At 78.6% G+C, this 16001-nt stretch carries 12 protein-coding genes; 6 read left to right on the plus strand and 6 right to left on the minus strand.

Going from position 1 to position 16001, the window contains the following annotated elements; translation table 11 throughout:
• Positions 1-15: 15 nt before the first annotated feature.
• Positions 16-657 carry a GyrI-like domain-containing protein gene (locus D5H78_RS11800; RefSeq protein WP_119950695.1) on the plus strand — a complete coding sequence of 214 codons (642 nt, stop codon included), beginning with the start codon at positions 16-18 and terminating at the stop codon, positions 655-657.
• Here the strand turns inward: D5H78_RS11800 and rfbC are convergent.
• Positions 636-1241, minus strand: coding sequence for a dTDP-4-dehydrorhamnose 3,5-epimerase (rfbC, locus tag D5H78_RS11805; protein WP_119950696.1), 606 nt, complete (start codon positions 1239-1241; stop codon positions 636-638). The two genes, D5H78_RS11800 and rfbC, sit on opposite strands and share 22 nt — an antisense overlap.
• A gap of 70 nt (positions 1242-1311) precedes the next feature.
• Between rfbC and D5H78_RS11810 the strand changes: the two genes are divergently transcribed.
• Genes D5H78_RS11810 through D5H78_RS11820 form a run of 3 tightly spaced genes read left to right on the plus strand, consistent with a single transcriptional unit; the run spans position 1312 to position 4035 of the window.
• Complete coding sequence (locus D5H78_RS11810) at positions 1312-2361, plus strand: glycosyltransferase family 2 protein (protein WP_119950697.1); 1050 nt, start codon at positions 1312-1314, stop codon at positions 2359-2361.
• Complete coding sequence (locus D5H78_RS11815; protein WP_119950698.1) at positions 2358-3473, plus strand: class I SAM-dependent methyltransferase; 1116 nt, start codon at positions 2358-2360, stop codon at positions 3471-3473. Before D5H78_RS11810 ends, D5H78_RS11815 begins: the two co-directional genes overlap by 4 nt.
• Before the next feature lies 1 nt (position 3474).
• Complete coding sequence (locus D5H78_RS11820; protein ID WP_119950699.1) at positions 3475-4035, plus strand: GNAT family N-acetyltransferase; 561 nt, start codon at positions 3475-3477, stop codon at positions 4033-4035.
• Positions 4036-4039: 4 nt separating this feature from the next.
• Here D5H78_RS11820 and D5H78_RS11825 read toward each other — a convergent pair whose 3' ends face one another.
• The 5 genes from D5H78_RS11825 to D5H78_RS11845 all read right to left on the minus strand — a co-directional run bounded on the left by D5H78_RS11825 (position 4040) and on the right by D5H78_RS11845 (position 8967).
• Positions 4040-4795: a MerR family transcriptional regulator gene (locus D5H78_RS11825; RefSeq protein WP_119950700.1), complete on the minus strand. Its 756-nt coding sequence runs from the start codon at positions 4793-4795 to the stop codon at positions 4040-4042.
• 105 nt (positions 4796-4900) lie between these two features.
• The gene (locus D5H78_RS11830; RefSeq protein ID WP_218566531.1) at positions 4901-6001 is read right to left on the minus strand and encodes a glycosyltransferase; all 1101 of its coding nucleotides are present in this window, start codon (positions 5999-6001) and stop codon (positions 4901-4903) included.
• Positions 5998-6810, minus strand: a complete 813-nt coding sequence (locus tag D5H78_RS11835; protein WP_342782458.1) for an ABC transporter ATP-binding protein — start codon at positions 6808-6810, stop codon at positions 5998-6000. The genes D5H78_RS11830 and D5H78_RS11835 overlap by 4 nt, the downstream gene beginning before the upstream one ends.
• Positions 6811-6847: 37 nt before the next feature.
• Entirely contained in the window at positions 6848-7708 is an 861-nt protein-coding gene (locus D5H78_RS11840; protein WP_119950702.1) for an ABC transporter permease, read from the minus strand.
• Positions 7705-8967 (minus strand): nucleotide sugar dehydrogenase, encoded by a 1263-nt coding sequence (locus D5H78_RS11845; protein WP_119950852.1) that lies wholly within the window; start codon positions 8965-8967, stop codon positions 7705-7707. The genes D5H78_RS11840 and D5H78_RS11845 overlap by 4 nt, the downstream gene beginning before the upstream one ends.
• Positions 8968-9647: 680 nt before the next feature.
• On the opposite strand from D5H78_RS11845, the gene D5H78_RS11850 reads away from it, so the two are divergent.
• Entirely contained in the window at positions 9648-12770 is a 3123-nt protein-coding gene (locus tag D5H78_RS11850; protein ID WP_133412049.1) for a glycosyltransferase family 2 protein, read from the plus strand.
• Between the two features lie 103 nt (positions 12771-12873).
• Positions 12874-15978, plus strand: a complete 3105-nt coding sequence (locus D5H78_RS11855; protein WP_119950704.1) for a glycosyltransferase — start codon at positions 12874-12876, stop codon at positions 15976-15978.
• The last annotated feature ends 23 nt before the right edge of the window (positions 15979-16001 follow it).

Raw genomic sequence — 16001 nt, forward strand, 5'->3', positions numbered from 1 at the left:
CCACGATCGGGGACCGTGCCGGTCGACCTGCGCAGGAGCCTGGACCACTACCGGGCGCGGCGCGGCGCGGTGCGCCTGCTCGAGGTCCCGCCCCAGCGCTACCTCGCGGTCGACGGCCGCGGCGCGCCCGACCCCGACGGCGGGGGCGAGTACGCCCGCGCGCTCGGGGTGCTCTACCCCCTCGCGTACGCGCTCAAGGCCGTCGGGCGGGACCTCGGCCGCGACCACGTCGTGCCGCCGCTCGAGGGCCTGTGGTGGGCGCAGGACATGGCCGCCTTCACGACGCGGCGCGACAAGGGCTCCTGGGAGTGGACGCTGCTGCTCCTCGTGCCGGACTGGCTCGGCCCCGAGCACGTCGACGCGGCGCGCGGGCGGGTCGCCGCCCGGAGGCCCGCGCTGCCCCTCGACCTCGTGCGCGTCGAGCTGCTCGAGGAGGGGCTGTGCGCGCAGACGCTGCACGTCGGGCCGTACGACGACGAGGGGCCGGTGCTCGCGGACCTGCACGGGCGCTGGATCCCCGAGCACGGCCTCGAGATGACCGGCAAGCACCACGAGGTCTACCTCGGCGACCCGCGCCGCGCGGCGCCCGAGCGGCTGCGCACGGTCCTGCGCCAGCCGGTGCGCCGGCGCGGGCCTCAGCCCCGCAGCGACGCGTAGAACGCCCGGCACTCCTCGTACGACGGCAGCAGGCCCTGCTCGGCGGCCGCGGCCAGCGTGGGGGCGGCCTCGTCCTTGGGGGAGAGCAGCGGGTCGGCGCCGGAGAGCGCCTGCCAGTCGATGCCGAGGTCCGGGTCGGTCGGCGTCGTGCCGTGCTCGCGCCCCGGGGAGTACGTCGTGGAGCACAGGTAGACGACGGCCGCGTCGTCGGTGAGCGCCACGAAGGCGTGCCCGAGCCCCTCGGACAGGTAGACCGCGCGGCGGTCCACGTCGTCGAGGCGGACGGCGTCGTACGTGCCGAAGGTCGGCGACCCGGTGCGGATGTCGACGACGACGTCGAGGACCGCGCCGCTGATGCAGGTGACGTACTTGGCCTGGCTGGGCGGGACGTCGGCGAAGTGGATGCCCCGCACGGTGCCGCGCCGGGAGACCGAGCAGTTCGCCTGGCGCAGGTCGAGCGGGTGCCCGACGGCCTCGGTGAGCGCCTCGTGGCGGTACCACTCGAGGAAGGTGCCCCGGTCGTCGGGGAACTGCCGGGGGGTCAGCTCGTAGGCGTCGGGGACGGCCAGCTCACGGATCTCCACAGCGCGGCACGCTACCGGGGGGCGGGGGTCCCGGGGGCGGCGGCCCGCAGCGGCTAGCCTGCCCAGCGCCATGACCGACGCCCCCGCCGCCGCACCGCCCGTGTCCGTCGTCATGACGGTGCTGGACGAGGCCCGCCACCTCGCGGACGCCGTGCGGTGCGCCCTCGACCAGGACCACCCCGGACCGGTCGAGGTCGTCGTCGCCGTCGGGCCCAGCACCGACGGCACCCGCGCCATCGCCGACGCCCTGGCGGCCGCCGACCCGCGGGTGCGCGTCGTCGACAACCCCGACCCGCGCGGGGCGACCCCCGCGGGGCTCAACGCGGCGATCGCGGCGGCCCGCCACGACGTGCTCGTCCGGGTCGACGGGCACGCGATGCTGCCCCGGTCGTACGTGTCCACGGCCGTGGAGGCGCTCGAGCGCACCGGCGCCGACAACGTGGGCGGCGTCATGGCCGCCGAGGGCACCACGCCCTTCGAGCGCGCCGTCGCCCGGGCCATGACCTCGCGCATCGGGGTGGGCAGCGCGCCGTACCACACCGGCGGTGCGGAGGGGCCGGCCGACTCGGTCTACCTCGGGGTCTTCCGGCGCTCGGCGCTCGAGCGGGTCGGCGGCTTCGACGAGGCCTTCTCGCGCGCGCAGGACTGGGAGCTCAACCACCGGATCCGCTCGACCGGCGGGACCGTGTGGTTCGTGCCGGCGCTGCAGGTGGCGTACCGCCCCCGGTCCAGCGCCGGCGCCCTGGCCCGCCAGTACTTCCACTACGGGCGCTGGCGCCGCGTCATCGTGCGCCGCTCGCCGGAGACCGCGAGCGCGCGCTACCTCGCCCCGCCCGCCGCCGTCGTGGCGGTCGCGGGCGGCGCGGTGCTCGGCGCGCTCGGGCTGCGCGCCGGCTGGCTCGCCCCGGCCGGGTACGCCGCCGGGGTGCTCGCCGGCAGCGCGGCCACCGCGCGCGGGCTCGAGCCGGCCGCCGCCGTGCGCCTGCCGCTCGTCTACGCCACCATGCACGGCGCGTGGGGGCTGGGGTTCCTCACCAGCCCGCGCGCCCTCGCCCGGCCGGTGCGCGCCGGGCTCCCCGCCCACGGACGGGCCCGAGCGCGAGGAGCACTCCGGCGATGAGCGAGCGTCCACCGAAGGGCCCGAGCGGCGGCGACCTGCTCGCGGCGGCGCGCCACGCCGCCGCCGGCGGGGCGCTCGTGCTCGCCGCCGAGGCGCTGGGGCGCCGGGTGCCGGCCGGGCGCGGGGCCGCCCTCCCGCTCGGCGTCGTCGGCGCCCTGGCCGGGGCCGGCGTGTGGGCCGGGCGGCGCGCCGAGACCCGCGTGCGGCGCCTGCAGCGCGAGGTCGCGCGGGCGCGCCGCGAGGACGCCGGCGCGGCGCAGGACCGGGTGCTCGCCGCCCTGCGCGGCCTCGACGCGCGGGCGCAGCGCCTCGAGCGGGTCGGCGCGCGCCTCGAGCGCGCCGCGGAGCGCGAGGGCGTGCGCGGCGAGCGCCGCGAGGACCGGCAGGCCAAGCAGGCCGCCAAGCGGCTCACCGACCTGCGCCGGTCGCTGCGCGAGGTCGAGGAGCGCCTCGGCGACCGGGTCCGCGCCGAGGCCGCCACGTCCTTCGCGCAGACCGAGGCCCTGCTCAACCTGCTCTGCCTGGTGTCCCCGCGCTCGGCCCTGCCCGCGACCCGCGGCTGGGCGGCCTCGCCCGACCTGCTGCTGACGTACGTCTCGGAGGTGCTCGCCGCGCCGCCGGGCACGGACGTGCTCGAGCTCGGCAGCGGCACGTCGACCCTGTGGGCGGCGTACGCCCTCGAGGTGCGCGGCGGCGAGGGGCGGGTCCTCGCGCTGGACCACGACGAGCGCTTCCTCGAGCGCACCCGCGCCGCGCTGGAGCGGCACGGCCTCGCGGCCCGCGCCGAGGTGCGCCACGCCCCCATCGAGGACCTCGAGGTCGCGGGCGGCACCCAGCCCTGGTACGCCGTGCGCGCCCTCGAGGGCGTCTCCGGCCTCGGCGTCGTGCTCGTCGACGGCCCGATCGGCAGCATGCACCCGCGCTCGCGCTACCCCGCGCTGCCCCTGCTGCGCGACCGCCTCGTCCCGGGCGCGGTCGTGCTGCTCGACGACGCGGGGCGCCCCGAGGAGCGCGAGCTCGTCGACGACTGGGCGCGCGAGCACCCCGAGCTGAGCGTGGAGCACCTCGGGCACGAGAAGGGCACGAGCCTGCTGCGCGTGCCGCGGACCTGACGTGCTCGAGGCCCCCTTCGCCGCGCAGGCCGTCCTCGAGGGCCCGCGGGTGCGCCTCGTCCAGCTGACCGAGGCGGTCCTCGACGACTACGCCGCCGCGCTGGACGACCCGGAGCTCCAGCGGCTCACCGGCAGCCGCGCCCCCGTCGAGCGCGCGGCGCTGCGGGCGTGGCTGCGCAGCCGGCGCGAGCACGCCGACCGGGCCGACTGGGCGGTGCTCCGACGCTCGGACAACGTGTTCCTGGGCGAGGCGGTGCTCAACGAGCTCTCGCCGGAGGACGCCTCGTGCAACTTCCGGATCTGGCTCTCCGGCGCCCACGTCGGGCAGGGGTACGGGACCGAGGCCACCCGCCTCGTCGTCGAGCACGCGCTGCGCGACGTCGGCCTGCACCGGGTGTCGCTGAGCGTCTACGCCTTCAACGAGCGCGCCCGCCGGTCGTACGAGCGGTGCGGCTTCGTCCTCGAGGGGCGCCTGCGCGACGCGCTGCGCTGGGAGGGCCGCTGGCACGACGAGCTCGTCATGGCCGCGCTGGAGGGCGACCTGCCCCCCCAGCGCGGCTGACGGCTCACGCCAGCGCGCGCTCGGCGTGCACGGCCATGGCGTCGCGCAGGTACTCCGCGAGGCCGGGCGCGACGGCGTCGTACCGCTCCCGGAACCGCGGGTCCTCGACGTACGTGCGCCCGAGGCCGGTGTAGCCCTCGCGGTCCGGGGTCCAGGACCGCGCGACGGCCCGGTGGTGCTCGGCGACGAGCGCCTGCGCCTCGGGCGCGTCCGGCGCCACCCCGCGCGCCAGCAGCGCGGCGAAGCGGGCGTCGAGCTCCTGCCACTCCCGCTGCAGGCGCGCGTAGTCCTGCGCCGTCCAGCCCTCGGTGCGCCGCTCGGCGTCGCGGAAGTGCTCGCGCACCCCCTCGCCGTGCCGCCCGACGAGCTCCTCCTCGAAGCGGGCCCGCTCCGCGAACCCCTCGAACACGTCCTCGGCGCTCACCGGCGCCCCTCCTCCCAGTCGCTCCGCCGTGCGGTCGGCGGTCTCGGCGACGCGGCGCAGCCGGTCCGCCTCGCGGTGCAGGCGCTGCGCGTGCGCGCGCAGCGCCTCCACCTCGTCGCGCTCGCCGGCGAGGACCTGCGCGACCGCGGCGAGCCCGAGCCCGAGCTCGCGCAGCAGCAGCACCCGCTGGAGCCGCAGCAGCTGCTGCTGCTCGTACCAGCGGACCCCGCCGGCGCTGACGTACGCCGGGCGCACCAGGCCCAGCGCGTCGTAGTGCCGCAGGGTCCGGGACGTCACGCCCGAGGTGCGCGCCACCTCCGCGATGGACCAGGCCACCGGCCACCTCCGTCCGCACGGGCCGGCGGGTGCCGGCCCGTCCGCGACGGTAGGCGTTGACGTCGCGTCAACCGCAAGCCGCGGCGCCCCCGGCCCTGCCGGCGCTCAGCGCCCGGCCCACGCCTCCAGCTGCGCGGCGAAGCGGCGCCCGTCGCGGCGCCAGTCGAGGTCGGCGAGGGCGCCCTCGCGCCCGGCGCGCGCGCAGGCCAGCCGCAGCGCGTCGTCGTCGCGCAGCCGGCGCACGGCGGCCTCGGCCCCGGCGGGGTCGTCGAAGGGCACGACCAGCCCGCAGCGGTAGCGCTCCACGAGCTCCACCGACACCGGGTTCGGGGTGGTGACGACCGGGACGCCGCTCGCCATGTACTCCATGAGCTTGGTCGGGCGCGAGTGGGCGTAGTTGGGCTCGTCGTGCAGCAGGGAGAGCCCCGCGAGCGCGCCGGGCAGGAGCCGCAGCGCCTCCTCGTTCGGCACGAACCCGTGCCAGCGCACGTCGCCGGCGGCGTGGGCCGCCTCGACCGCCCCGCGCACGTCGGCGTCGGCGGGCCCCACGAGCTCCACGACGACGTCGCCGCGCAACCGGCGCCCGAGCTCGACGAGCTCGAGCGCGCCGCGCGGTCCGGTGAGCCGGCCGAGGTAGACGACGCGGTCGCGCCCCGGCGGCGGGGGCTCGGCCTCGGCGACGAGCACGCTGTTGGGGACGACGGGGTGCGGGCGGCGGAAGCGGGCGGCGTACGCGTCCTCGGCGAGGGTCAGGTGCACCGCGCGCTCGGCGAGGCGCTCGGCGGCCCGCACCGCACCGGGCAGCGCCCGGCGCAGCGGCCCGGGCAGCCACGGCTTCATCCCGAGCGCGGCCGCGGTGTCCTCGTGGACGTCCCACACCACCGCGCGCCCGCGCAGCGCGGGGGCCGCCGCGGCGGCCGCGGCGAGCAGCTCGGGGTCGTGCAGGAGCACCACGTCGTGCCCGGGCCCCTCCTGCGCCAGGACCCGGCGGGCGGCGAGCAGGGCGCGGTCGCGCCGGCGGCCCATCGCGCGGGGCAGGTCGACGCCCCGCACGCCCTGCGGGACGGCCCGCCCGTACGCGGCGAAGGGCGCGGCGTAGGTGACCTCGTGCCCCGCGGCGAGCAGGCTGCGCAGCTGCCGGTGGCGGATGCGCGCGTCCTCGGGGTCGTGCACGACGGTGACGACGAGCACGCGCAGCGCGCTCATGCCCGGCCCTCGTCGCGGAGCCGCTTGACGTGGCGCTCGTACGCCCGCACGACGCGCACCGCGGGGCCGTCGGCCCGCAGCTCGCCGTGGTCGATCCACAGCGCGCGCTCGCACGTGTCGCGGATGCTCTTCATCGAGTGGCTCACGAGGAACACCGTGCCGGCGGCCTCGCGCAGCTCCTTGATCCGCTCCTCCGAGCGGCGCTGGAACTCCGCGTCGCCGACCGCCAGCGCCTCGTCCACGAGCAGCACCCGGTGGGTGACCGACGCGGCGATGGCGAAGCGCAGGCGGGCGCTCATGCCCGCCGAGTAGGTGCGCATCGGCAGGTCGATGAACTCGCCGATGCCCGCGAAGGCGACGATGTCGTCGTAGCGCTCGCGCACCTCCGCGGGGGTGAGGCCCAGCGCGAGCCCGCCGAGCATGACGTTGCGCTCGCCGGACAGGTCGTTGATGAGGGCCGCGTTGACGCCCAGCAGCGCCGGGTTGTCCTCGGCGTACACCGCGCCGCGGCTCGGCAGCGTCAGCCCGGCGATCGTGCGCAGCAGGGTCGACTTGCCCGAGCCGTTGTGGCCGACGACCCCGATGGCCTCGCCCTCGCGGGCGACGAACGACACGCCCTTGAGCGCGTGGACCGTGCGCGCGCGCCGCACCCCCGCGCCCCGCCGCCGGCGCGCGTCCTGGTCCTTGACCTTGCGGCCCGAGGCGTAGACGCGGTACTCGACGTGGACGTCGTCGACGACCACCGTGGGGCGGGTCGGCCCCGGCGCCGGCTCCACCGCGGTGGTGCCGGCCGCGCCGGTGCCGCTCACGCCCCCCACGCCGCTCACGCCGCCCACCTCGCTCACGTCACTCACGCGCGTAGCGCTCCTCCGCCTGCCAGAAGAAGACCAGCCCCACGAGCAGCGTCACCACCGCCCACGCCGCGCCCGCCGGCCACATCCAGGACGGGGTCGCCTCGGCGTCGGAGAACGCGTCGCGCACCAGCGTGATGAAGATGTGCACGGGGTTGGACTGCATGACCGTCTTGAGCGGGCCGTCCTCGACCGTGAGCTCGACGGAGTAGAAGATCCCGCTGAGGTAGAAGAACAGCCGCGACACGAACGGCAGCAGCTGGGCGATGTCGCGGACGTGGATCGTCAGCCGGGCGGCGATGAGCGCGACGCCGAGGTTGAACGCGGTCATGAGCAGCAGCGCGGGCACGAGCAGCAGCCACTCCGGGCGCGGGGGCTCGCCCGAGGCGGCGTAGGTCACCGCCAGCACCACGACCATCGGCCCCAGCGCGAGCGCCTGCTCGATGACCGTCGCCACGGGCAGCAGGACGCGCGGGAAGTGCAGCGTGCGGACCAGCCCCATGCTGCCGCTGATGGCCTTCGCGCCGTCGCTGAGGCTGCCCGACCAGTAGGCGAAGATGAAGACGCCCGCCACGAGGAAGGGCACGAAGCCCTCCGGGCGGGTGTCGCTGCGCAGCAGCAGCACGAAGACGAAGCCGTAGACCACGGCGTTGATGAGCGGGCGGATCACGACCCAGGCGATGCCGAGGCGGTCCTGCTCGGTGGAGGAGCGGAACCGCGCCCGGGCGAGCTCCCAGGCGAAGTGCCGCCGGTCCCACGCCTGGGCCAGGTAGCGGCCGAGCGGAGGGCGCCCGCCCAGCCGCGGCAGGCCCGCCTCGCGCGCGACCTGCGCCGGCGGGACGCGCTGCGGGCTCACAGCCGCACCACCCCCTCCTCCTCGGGGACCCGGCCCCGCGTGTCGAGCAGCCGGCGCGCCCCGCGGGCGAGCGCCGGCAGGTCGTACGCGCGGTGCGCCTGCAGCAGCACGACGAGGTCGGCGGCGGCCACCGCCGCGTCGAGGTCGTCCTCGCGCCGCAGCTCGCGCCCGGCGACCCGCCAGCGCGGGACGTACGGGTCGTGGAAGCGCAGGTCCGCGCCGAGCCCGGCGAGCAGGCGGCCCACGGGCTGGGCGGGGGACTCGCGCTCGTCGGCGATGTCGGCCTTGTACGTCACGCCGAGCAGCAGCACCCGCGCGCCGTTGACCGCCTTGCCGTCGACGTTGAGCAGGTCCTGGGCGCGGCGCACGACGTACGACGGCATGGCGTCGTTGACCTCCTGCGCCAGCTCGACGAGCCGGAACGCGTAGCCCAGGCGCGAGCGGACGGCGTACGAGAGGTAGTTGGGGTCGATGGGGATGCAGTGCCCGCCGACGCCGGGGCCTGGGCGGAACGCCTGGAAGCCGAAGGGCTTGGTGCTCGCGCACCGGATGACGTCCCAGAGGTCGATGCCCAGCTCGTCGCAGAAGCGCGCCATCTCGTTGACGAGCGCGATGTTGACGTGCCGGTACGTGTTCTCCAGCAGCTTGGACATCTCGGCCTCGCGCAGGCCCTTGGCGACGACGACCTGCTCGACGAGCCGGCCGTAGAAGGCGGCGGCGCGCTCGGTGCACGCCGGCGTCGCCCCGCCCACGACCTTCGGGGTGTTGTGGAAGCCCCACGTCGGGTTGCCGGGGTCGATGCGCTCGGGGGAGAAGGCGAGGTGCACGTCGACGCCGACCCGCAGGCCCGCGGCCTCCAGGCGCGGGCGCAGCACCTCGTCCGTCGTGCCGGGGTAGGTCGTCGACTCGAGCACGACGAGCGTGCCGGGGCGCACGGCCGCGGCGACCGCGTCGGCCGCGGCGACCACCGCCCCGAGGTCGGGCCCGCCGTCGTCGGACAGCGGGGTCGGCACGCAGACCACGACCGTCGAGGCCTCCGCGGCGACGGCGTGGTCGGTCCCCACGGCGAAGCCGGCGTCGAGCATGGCGCGCACGTCGTCGTCGGACAGGTCGTCGACGTGGGAGCGGCCCGCCGCCAGGCCCTCGACCACCGCCGGCGACACGTCGACGCCGGCCACGGCCAGGCCCTCGCGCACCGCCTGGCGGGCCAGCGGCAGGCCCACGTAGCCGAGCCCGACGACCAGCACGTCGTAGGGCACGTGCACCTCCAGGGCGGGTCGGGCGCCGTTCGGCGTGCGGGCAGGTCGGGCTGCCACGAGCCGCCGTGCGGCGCCCCGCGGGACGCCCATCCTCGCACGCGGGCCGCCGCGACCCGTCGCACCGCGCGCCCCGGCGGGCCGCCCGGCGGGCCGGGCGCGGCCTCCTAGACTGCCCGGCGAGCGGCGCCCGAGGGGCCCGCGCGGAGCGCTGAGGGGGTTCGCCGTGGTGGGCGTCGCGAGGGTGCCCGCGCGCCGTTCGGCGTGCGGGCAGGTCGGGCTGCCACGGGCCGCCGTGCGGCGCCCCGCGGGACGCCCATCCTCGCACGCGGGCCGCCGCGACCCGTCGCACCGCGCGCCCCGGCGGGCCGCCCGGCGGGCCGGGCGCGGCCTCCTAGACTGCCCGGCGAGCGGCGCCCGAGGGGCCCGCGCGGAGCGCTGAGGGGGTTCGCCGTGGTGGGCGTCGCGAGGGTGCCCGCGCGCCGTTCGGCGTGCGGGCAGGTCGGGCTGCCACGGGCCGCCGTGCGGCGCCCCGCGGGACGCCCATCCTCGCACGCGGGCCGCCGCGACCCGTCGCACCGCGCGCCCCGGCGGGCCGCCCCGCGGGCCGGGCCCGGCCTCCTAGACTGCCCGGCGAGCGGCGCCCGAGGGGCCCGCGCGGAGCGCTGAGGGGGTTCGCCGTGGTGGGCGTCGCGAGGGTGCCCGCCGCCGCCCGGCTCGTGGCGCGCACGTCCCTCGCGGTGCCCGAGGTCGTCGGCAGCCTCCTCTTCGACGAGGGGTGGTACGCCGCGCAGTCCGGCCTGCGCCTGCCCACCCGCGCCGCCGCCGCCGCGCACTGGCTGGCCCGCGGCCGCCACGCGGGGCACGCGCCGCACCCGCTGCTCGAGCCGCAGTGGTGGGACCCGCGGCCCGGCGCGTCGCGGCGGCGCGACCCCGTGACCGCGTACCGCAGGGCCCGGACCCTGCGCTCGCCGCACCCGTTCTTCGACACGGTCCGGTGGGTGCAGGAGCACCCGTCGGCGACCGCGCACCCCGACGGCCCGCTGGGGCACTGGCTCGCGGCGGCCGGCCCCGGCACCCCGCTCCCGACCCCCGCCCTCGGCGGCGAGCGCGCCGAGATCACCTGGGCGGCGGCGCGCGAGCGCCTCGCCGCCCTGCTCGCCGAGCACCGGGCGCTCGAGGCGGTGCGGCGGGCGCCGCGGGTGTCCGCCGCGTACGACCACGCGGCCGAGCGCCGCGCCCTGGCCGCCCTCGCCGCGGCCCCGCTGCCCCCCGCCGAGCCCGGCCGTCCCCTGGTCAGCGTGGTCATGCCGGTCCGCGACCGCGCCGGGACGGTCGGGGCGGCCGTCGCGTCGGTGCTCGCCCAGACCCTGCGCGACTGGGAGCTGGTCGTCGTCGACGACGGGTCGACCGACGGCTCGGCGCACGCGGCCGGGCGGGCGGCCGCCGGCGACGGGCGGGTCCGCGTCGTGCGCCGCGCCGCCGGCGGGGTCGGGGCCGCCCGGAACGCCGGGCTGGCGCTGTGCCGCGGCACCTGGGTCGCCTGGCTCGACTCGGACAACGCCTGGCGCCCCGAGCACCTGCGGGCCTGCCTCGCCGCGCTGGTGGCGACGGGCGCGCGGGCGGCGTACGACGACCTGGCCCAGCACGACGGCGGGCGCACCACGTACCGCGCCCTCGACGCGGGGCTGGACCACCTCCTCGCCCAGAACCACGTCGACCTCAACGTGCTCGTCGCCGAGCGCGCCCTCGTCGAGGAGGTCGGCGGCTTCGACACGTCGCTGCGCCGCGCCGTGGACTACGACCTGGTGCTCCACCTGGCCCGGCGCGCCCGCATCGTCCACGTGCCGGTCGTCGGGGCGGACTACGAGGCGGGGGAGGGGCAGGGCGCGGCCCGCCTGACCCGCACCGAGCTGCCCACGTGGTCCGCCGTGGTCCGCCGCCGGCACCTCGTGGACGCCGACGCCCTGCGCGCCGGGCTCGCGGGGCGCGACCCCGGCGTGCTCAGCGCGGTCGTCCCCGCCCGCGACGAGCCGCGGGCCGTGCACGCGAGCGTCGAGGCGGCCCTCGACGCCGCCGCCCGCCCCGGCGAGGTCGAGGTCGTGGTGGTCGACGCCGGCTCGCGCCGCGGCCCGGCGATGGCGACCCGGGCGCTCGCGGCCCTCTCGCCGCGGGTGCGGGTGCTGCCCTGGTCGGTGCCGATGACGCCCGGCCTCGCCGTGGCGCACGCGCTCGCGGGCACCGCGGGGGCGACGGTCGCGCTGCTCGCACCGGGCGACCGCCCCCACCACGGCTGGGCGACCGCGCTGCGCGAGCGCCTCGGCGCGGGCGGCCCCGCCCGGGCCGCGGCGCCCGTCGTGCTCGGCCCCGACGGCACGGTGGCCGCGGCCGGGCTCGAGGCGCTGCCCGGGGGTGCCCTCGCGCCGGCGCTGCGCGGCCTGCCCCCCGACGACGCGACCCGGGCCGGCTCCGCGCCGCTCGCCGCGGCCGGTGCGAGCGGCCTCGCGCTGCGCGCCGGCGACCTCGTGCCGCCGGACGGCGTCGACCCGCTGCACCTCGACCTCGACGCCGCCGCGGTGGCGCTGACCACGGGCCTCGCGGCGGCCGACCCCGGCGCGGTCGTCCTGGAGCCCGCCGCGCTCGTGACCCGGGCCGAGCCGCCGGCCGAGGACCCCGCGGCGCCCGTGCCGGGCGCGGGGGCGCCCCCCGGGCGCCCGGAGGCGCCCCCGCCCGCGCGGGCCGGCGCCGGCGCGGTGCGCGCGGGCACCGCCGCCGCCCGGGCCGGCCTGCGGGTGGTCGGGCACCGCCGGGGCGCCGACGGCGGGCCGGAGCCGGTGCACGCGCACGCGGAGCGCGACCCGGCCCGGCTGCGCTGGGCGGTGAAGACCGGCGCACCGGCCGGTCCCGCGTCCCGGCGGTGGGGTGACGTGCACTTCGCCCGCTCGCTCGGCGCGGCCCTGGAGCGGCTCGGCCAGCAGGTCGTCGTCGACGGGCGGCACGCGGCCGAGCGCCCGAGCGCGTACCTCGACGACGTGGTGCTCGTCCTGCGCGGGCTGACCCGGGTCCGGCCCCCGGTCGACGGCGTGTCGCTGCTGTGGGTCATCAGCCACCCCGACCTCGTCGAGGACGACGAGCTGCGCGAGCACGACGCCGTCTTCGCCGCCAGCGCCGGCTGGGCGCGCCGCGCCGGGGAGCGGGCCGGCCGGGAGGTCGGGGTGCTGCTTCAGGCCACCGACCCGGCGCGCTTCCACCCCGGCGCCGGCAGCCCCGGCACGGGCGACAGCGTCCTCTTCGTCGGCAACTCCCGCGGCGTGCGGCGCCCCGTCGTGCAGGCGCTCGTCGACGCCGGCGTCGACGTCGCCGTGCACGGCGCGGGCTGGGACCGGTTCCTGCCGCCCGGCAGGGTGCGCTCGGGGCACGTCGCCAACGACCGCCTCGCCGGGCTCTACCGCTCCAGCGGCGTCGTCCTCAACGACCACTGGCCCGACATGCGCCGCGAGGGCTTCCTGTCCAACCGCCTCTTCGACGCCGCGGCGTCCGGCGCGCGGGTGGTCACCGACGAGGTGGAGGGGACCGAGGTGTTCGGCGGGCTCGTCGTGCCCGTCGACCCCGAGCGCGAGCCGGAGCGGCTGCGGGCCCTCGTGGCCGACCGCGCCGCCTTCCCGGACGACGCGGAGCGGGCCGAGGCCGGGCGCCGGCTCGGGCGGGAGCACTCCTTCGACGCCCGCGCGCGGGTGCTCCTCGACGCGGCGCTGGCGGCCCGCGCCGCCCGTGCGGCGGGAGCCGGGCCCGGGGCCCCTCGCTAGGGTGGTGCGCTGCCGACCGGGGTGACCGACCCGCCCGCGCCGGCCGGCCCGCCCGACCCGCCCGACCCGGCCCCGCACCGCGGTCGCCGAGACCAGGAGACCCGTGCGCCGTCCCCTCCGCCGCATCGTCCACGGCATCGCCCCGCTCGTGGGCAGGGAGCAGGAGGTCGAGCTCCGCCGGGCCGTGGACCGCGTGCTCACCTCGCCCCTCTTCGACGACGCGTGGTACGCCTGGCAGGCGCCCCGCGTCGAGGGCGGGCGCGAGGCCCTGGTGCGGCACTACCTCACGCGGGGGAGGTTCGACGGGCTGACGCCCCACCCCCTCTTCTGGCCGCACTACGTCGACCGCAAGCGCGCCGGGGACCCGTCCCTCGGCCCCGCCGCCGACCCGCTGCTGCGCTACCTGCGCGTGCGCTCGGCGCGCTACCGCTCCACCCACACGCTGTTCCACGCGGCGACGTACCTCGAGCAGCACCCCGAGGCGCTGGAGCACCGGCACGGCCCGCTCGGGCACTTCCTCGAGCGCGCCGACGACGCCTCGCCGCTGCCCGCGCTGCCGCTCGACCCGCAGGCGCCCACCCCGCTCGTCACGTGGGGCGAGGCGCGCGAGCTGCTGCACGCGACCGCGCGCACCTGGGTCGAGCAGGAGGCGCTGCGCACCCGCCCCCGGCGCACCGACCGGTTCGACCGCGAGCGCGAGGCCGCGCTCGTCGCCGAGCACGCCGCGGCGCCGCTGCCCGGCGCCGAGGACGGGGACGGCGCGCCGCTCGTGAGCGTCGTCATGCCGGTGTGGAACCGCGAGCGGCTCGTGGGCCGGGCGATCGCCTCCGTGCAGGAGCAGACGCTCGGGGCCTGGGAGCTCCTCGTGGTCGACGACGGCTCGACCGACGGCACGCCCGAGGTCGTGGCCCGGGCCGCCGAGCAGGACCCGCGGGTGCGCCTGGTGCGCTCGGAGCACGTGGGCGTCAGCCGGGCGCGCAACGTCGGCGCCGAGCACGCCCGCGGGCGGTGGGTCGCCTGGCTCGACTCCGACAACGCGTGGACCCCGCACTTCCTGCGGACGATGGTCGGTGCCCTCGCGGCGGGCGGGCACCGTGCCGGGCACGCGGTCCTCGAGATGCACGCGAGCGGGGCCACCGCCTACCGCGCGATGCAGGGCGGGCGGCCCGAGCTCGAGGTCATCAACCACATCGACCTCAACGTCCTCGTCGTGGAGCGCGCGCTGCTCGACGAGGTCGGCGGCTTCGACACGAGCCTGCGCCGGGCCGTGGACTACGACCTCGTGCTGCGCCTCGCGCAGGTCACCGCGCTGCCGCTCGTCCCCGTCGTCGGCGCCGTCTACAACGCCCGCGACGAGGACGCCGACCGCATCACGGTCTCCGAGGGCAGCGCCTGGGGCGAGGTCGTGAAGAACGGCCGGCTCGTCGACTGGGACGCCGCCGCGGCCGTCGAGCGGGTCGCGGCGCTCACGACCGTCGTCGTCCCCGTGGGCGACGACTGGCGCCAGGCGGACCTGAGCGTCGAGAGCGTGCTCACCGCCACCGGCGGGCACCCCGTCGAGGTGGCCGTGGTGGGCAACCAGACCTCCGCCGCCACCACCCTGCTGTACGCGGCGATGGCCCTGCGCGACCGGCGGGTCTCGTTCCGCCGGTCCCCGGTCGACGTGCGCCGCGCCCTGGCGTCGAACGTCGCCGCGGCCGGGGCCCAGGGGTCGGTCGTCGTGCTGCTCGACGGGCCCGTGCAGGTGCTCGGCGACGGCGTCGGCGCCCTCGTGGAGGAGCTGGCGGACAGCGGCGCGCGGGCCGTCGAGCTGGTCGCGCTGGACCAGGACGGCGCGGTGCACGCGGCGGGCGCCGAGGTGCCCGGCGGGCTGGACCTGCCGGTGCCCCTGCGGCACGGGCTCGCCCTCGACGACGCCCGGCCCGCGCACGACGTGCCGCTGCTGCACGGCACCGCCCTCGCGGTGCGCACCGCGGACCTCGTCGCGGCCCGCGGCCTCGACCCGATCTACACCAACGGCTTCGAGGGGCCCGACCTCGGCCTGCGCCTCGCCGAGCACGCGGGCGGCGCCCTGCGCGTGGCCGGCGCCGGGGCCGCGGTCGTGGCGCCCGCCGTCGACGCGCCGGTGCACGCCGGCGACCGGAGCCTGCGCACCTGGCGCGAGCGCTGGTCCGCCACCGAGCTCGCCGGCACCGCGCTCTACACCGCGTCGGGCCTCACGCCCGCCCACTACGAGCCGACCGGGCGCCGGCGCACCCCGCTCGTGCCCGTCCTCGTGCGCAGCGGCGAGCGCGCGCCGGGCCGGCTCCGCTGGTCGCTCAAGATCGCCCAGCCGGTCCGCTCGCGCGACGACTGGGGCGACCTCTACTTCGCCCGCTCGCTGGCCGCGGCCCTGCGCCGCCTCGACCAGGAGGTCGTCGTCGACCTGCGCGAGGCGGCGGTGCGGCCCACCTCGTACCTCGACGACGTCGTGCTCGTCATCCGCGGCCTGTGGCCGGTGGAGGCGCAGCCGGGGCGCACCAACCTGCTGTGGGTCATCAGCCACCCCGAGGACGTGACCCCCGCCGAGCTGCGCGAGGCCGACGCCGCCTTCGCCGCGAGCGTGCCGTGGGCGCAGCGCGCCCGCAGCGCGTACGGCGTCGCGGTCGAGCCGCTCCTGCAGTGCACCGACAGCGCCCGCTTCGCCCCGCCGCCGGAGGGCGAGCCGCTGGGGCAGGGCCCGCGGGTGCTCTTCGTCGGGAACTCGCGCAACGTCTACCGCGAGATCGTCCGCGACGCCGTCGAGGTGGGCGCCCGGCCCACCGTGTACGGCACCCGCTGGGAGCAGTTCGTCGACCCGTCGCTCGTCGCGGGGACCCGCGTGGACAACGCCGAGCTCGGCCGGCTCTACGCCTCGGCCGGCGTGGTGCTCAACGACCACTGGGAGGACATGCGCGAGCACGGCTTCCTGTCCAACCGGCTCTTCGACGCCACCGCCGCCGGGGCCCGCGTGGTGTCCGACGCCGTCGCCGGCATCGAGCTGTTCGCCGGCTCGGTCCGCGGCTACCGCGACCAGGAGGAGCTGCGCGGCCTGCTCACCCGCCCCTTCGAGGAGACCTTCCCCGACGAGGCCGCCCGCCGCGCCACCGCCGCCCGGGTCCGCCGCGAGCACACCTTCGACGCCCGCGCCCGCACCCTGCTCGACCGGGTCCGCGAGCTGCGCGGCTGACCCCCGCCACCCCGGCCGCGATC

The sequence above is a fragment of the Vallicoccus soli genome (assembly GCF_003594885.1).
Lineage (GTDB): Bacteria > Actinomycetota > Actinomycetes > Motilibacterales > Motilibacteraceae > Vallicoccus > Vallicoccus soli.